We start from the raw sequence: 2,844 nt of genomic DNA, 5'->3' as shown, positions 1-2,844 counted from the left end.
GCGCCTACGATATCACCATCGACGTGACCGCGGGCACGGACACCGACACGGATACCGACACCGACACGGACACCGATAGCGACACCGACACCGACTCCGACTCCGATACGGATGCGGACTCGGATACGGACGCGGACGGCGATTCGGGCGGCAAGTCGTGCAGCTGTTCGACCATCGGCGCCGAGCGCGATGCGCGCAGCGGCGGCCTGCTCGGGCTGCTCTCCAAGGTCGTCCTGGGCGGCTGATCCGGTTCGTCGCACGCGGCAGGAGCTCCAACCCGACGTCAGGATGATGGAGGCGATACGATGCTCTATCGGCGGATCATTCATGCCGCGGCGTGCGCGGGACTGGCCATCGGCCTCGCCGCCTGCACCCCGGAGGCGAAGGACAGAGTACTGACCGGCGACGCGAAGATCGTGACCGCCGCCGACGTCGAGCGGCTCGCCGGGTACACGGAGATCACCGGGCGCCTGACCGTGAAGCGGGCCGACGTCACCGAGATCTCCCTGCCGAACCTGAAGACGATAGGCGGGAAGCTCTACGTTCAGAAGAACGCCGCGTTGACCGCGCTGCGCCTCCCCGCGCTCCGGTCGATAGGTTCGGACGACGGTGACGTCGCCGTCATCGAGCGGAACCGGGCGCTCGTCGAGGTGAGCCTCGGCGGGTTGAAGACCGCGGCGTACCAGATCGCGGTGCGCAACAACGACGCGCTCGAGCGGCTCGATCTCGGTTCCCTCGCGGAGATCGTCGGGCTCGGCCTCGAGGTCGTCGACAACCGTTCGCTCCAGGAGCTCGACGTCGGCGGACTGCTCGTCGCGGCGTCGGTCTCCGTGACCGGGTGCCCGGCCCTTCGCCGCGTCGCGATGCCCGACCTCGGGTCCGCCGCGGGCGTCGTCCTCGAGCGCAACGACCGGCTGGAGCAGGTCGATTTCAGCGGCCTCGAGCGGGTCTTCGTGGTGCCGGGGTCCCAGGTGGCGACGTGTCGCCTGTCGATCGTCGGCAACCCCGCCCTCAAAGGGCTCCACGGGCTCAAGGGCCTCAAAGGCGTCGCGCCGCAGTGCGAGATCTCCGTGCGCGACAACCCCGCGCTCCCGTCATGCGATGCGAAGGGGCTCTTCGAGCGGCTCGCGCAAGCCGGATGGCCAGGCGTTCCTTCCTTCTGCGGAAACAAGACGGACGCGTGCGGTGGAGGACGGTGCGGCGGTTTCCAGCCCGCGCCCGATGCCGGGCCGTGAGGGCAGGGGCTGCGGTTCAGCCCGCCTGATCCGGGTTGAGCTCGCTCTTGAGCACTTGGCTCACCTTGAAGGAGAGGACCCGGCGGCCGTGGATCGTCATCGGCTTGCCGGTCTGCGGGTTGCGCCCGACGCGGGGCTGCTTGGCCTTGACGAGGAAGTTGCCGAAACCCGAGATCTTGACGTTCTCGCCGGACGACAACGTGCGCTTCACTTCATCGAAGAGGATGTTGACCAGATCGGCCGCGTCCTTTTTCGTCATCTTCTCGCCGAGCCTCTCGTGCAGGACGTTCGCGAGATCCGCCTTCGTCATTTCGTACCCCCTGATGGACGAACGCTTCTGGAGCGAAGGGAGGTCGAGCCCCTGACCTCACGATGGTTCGCAACTCCCCGTAAAACTGCCACAAACTGCCACAGCGACCCCGCCCGGTCAAACTGAAAATCGGACAGTCCCGAAGGGGCAGGGCGACCTCGGCCGCGCCAAGCGCGACCGCATCGTCGGGCCGGACGAGTGGGACACCGCGCGCGGGGAGATCGGCATGGACTCGCCGATGGGAGCGGCGCTGCTCGGCAAGCGCGTGGGCAACGAGGTCACGGTCCAAAGGCCGCAAGGCGAGGTCCGCCTGACGATGGGAATGACGACCCGCGCGTCGGAACCCGCGCGGGATCCGCGCGGGCTGGGAACGGGACGGCTCGGGTGCTGCCGGATCCCGCGCATGAATTGCGCGGGCCGGAGATGGAATGACGCCGTTTTCAGGGCGATCCGGTTCGATTCGTTTCCCCAGCCCGCGCAGATCCGCGTGCAACGCGGAAGAGTCGCGTGGCAAAGCGGAACAGCCACTACTGAATCGCGACACAGCCACTACTGTAAAGCGGAACAGTCGCGTGGCATCGCGGAACAGCCACTACTGCATCGCGCCGGACGCGGCAGCTGACGACATGTTCGAGGAGCTCGAGAAGAGCGGCTGCGTCGCCATCGGCGGGGCCGAGATGGGGGACATCTCGGCGATCAGGACGCGAGAGGGTCTCACCCGTGGTCATTTGCTTGTGGAGCTAAGCGGGATCGAACCGCTGACCTCCTGACTGCCAGTTACCGTGGTACGGGACGACCGGCTGATCTCCAAGGTTGCGAAATGGTTCGCAACTTCTGGAGATGAAAAGGAAAACGCTCTCATCGGCGCCGCCCGGTCGTTCCCGTACCTTCCCCGTTTTTCCCGCATTTTCCCGTAAAATTTGCCACAGAATTGCCACAAATTGCCACAGCGCCCTCGGTCGGCCAGGCTGAAAACCAACCTCGCAGGCAGGGTAGGGGGCTGCTGCGGATTCTACCACCGACTCTACCCGAACACCCCGTCGTCGCGCCCTTCCAGGTTGATGATCGACACGCTCACGGCGCCGGGCAACCGGGTGTCGCCGCGATCATCTGCACAAGCTTCTGTCTCGCCTCCGGCGACAGCGGCGCCTCGTTGGCGCACATGTGCATCGCCGCGCAGGGCGGCGCCGGTCTGTCCGGCCAGTCGTTGATTGCGTCGTCGCAGCGGCGCCAAGCGTCCTTCCGATCCCAATCGTTCCCACTGGAGCAGGCGGCCGAGGAGACCGCGAGGACGACGGC

Annotated in this window: 6 protein-coding genes; 4 read left to right on the top strand and 2 right to left on the bottom strand. The window is 66.6% G+C overall.

The window, feature by feature from the left end:
- Together M0R80_31830 and M0R80_31825 are read left to right on the top strand one after the other, a co-directional pair.
- The coding region (locus tag M0R80_31830; GenBank protein ID MCK9464231.1) for a hypothetical protein at positions 1-245 on the top strand (245 nt) is incomplete at its 5' end.
- A gap of 60 nt (positions 246-305) precedes the next feature.
- Entirely contained in the window at positions 306-1,235 is a 930-nt protein-coding gene (locus M0R80_31825; GenBank protein ID MCK9464230.1) for a hypothetical protein, read from the top strand.
- Positions 1,236-1,251: 16 nt separating this feature from the next.
- Here M0R80_31825 and M0R80_31820 read toward each other — a convergent pair whose 3' ends face one another.
- Entirely contained in the window at positions 1,252-1,545 is a 294-nt protein-coding gene (locus M0R80_31820; protein ID MCK9464229.1) for an integration host factor subunit alpha, read from the bottom strand.
- A 220-nt stretch (positions 1,546-1,765) separates the two neighbouring features.
- On the opposite strand from M0R80_31820, the gene M0R80_31815 reads away from it, so the two are divergent.
- Positions 1,766-2,167: a GreA/GreB family elongation factor gene (locus M0R80_31815; GenBank protein ID MCK9464228.1), complete on the top strand. Its 402-nt coding sequence runs from the start codon at positions 1,766-1,768 to the stop codon at positions 2,165-2,167.
- A complete protein-coding gene (locus M0R80_31810) occupies positions 2,118-2,315 on the top strand; it encodes a hypothetical protein (GenBank protein MCK9464227.1) in 198 nt (65 codons plus the stop codon). The genes M0R80_31815 and M0R80_31810 overlap by 50 nt, the downstream gene beginning before the upstream one ends.
- 304 nt (positions 2,316-2,619) lie before the next feature.
- On the opposite strand, the gene M0R80_31805 is transcribed toward M0R80_31810, so the two are convergent.
- Positions 2,620-2,844: hypothetical protein (locus M0R80_31805; protein MCK9464226.1), on the bottom strand; the 225-nt coding region annotated here is incomplete at its 5' end.

It is taken from the genome of Pseudomonadota bacterium (assembly GCA_023229365.1).
In the GTDB taxonomy this organism is placed as follows: Bacteria; Myxococcota_A; Polyangia; order JAAYKL01; family JAAYKL01; genus JALNZK01.
This window is presented reverse-complemented; position numbering and strand designations above follow the sequence as displayed.

What these genes read in the sequence shown, in the direction of transcription:
- M0R80_31825 (MCK9464230.1), top strand. Translation starts at nt 306, where the DNA reads ATGCTCTATCGGCGGATCATTCATGCCGCGGCGTGCGCGGGACTGGCC.
- M0R80_31820 (MCK9464229.1), bottom strand. Translation starts at nt 1,545, where the DNA reads ATGACGAAGGCGGATCTCGCGAACGTCCTGCACGAGAGGCTCGGCGAG.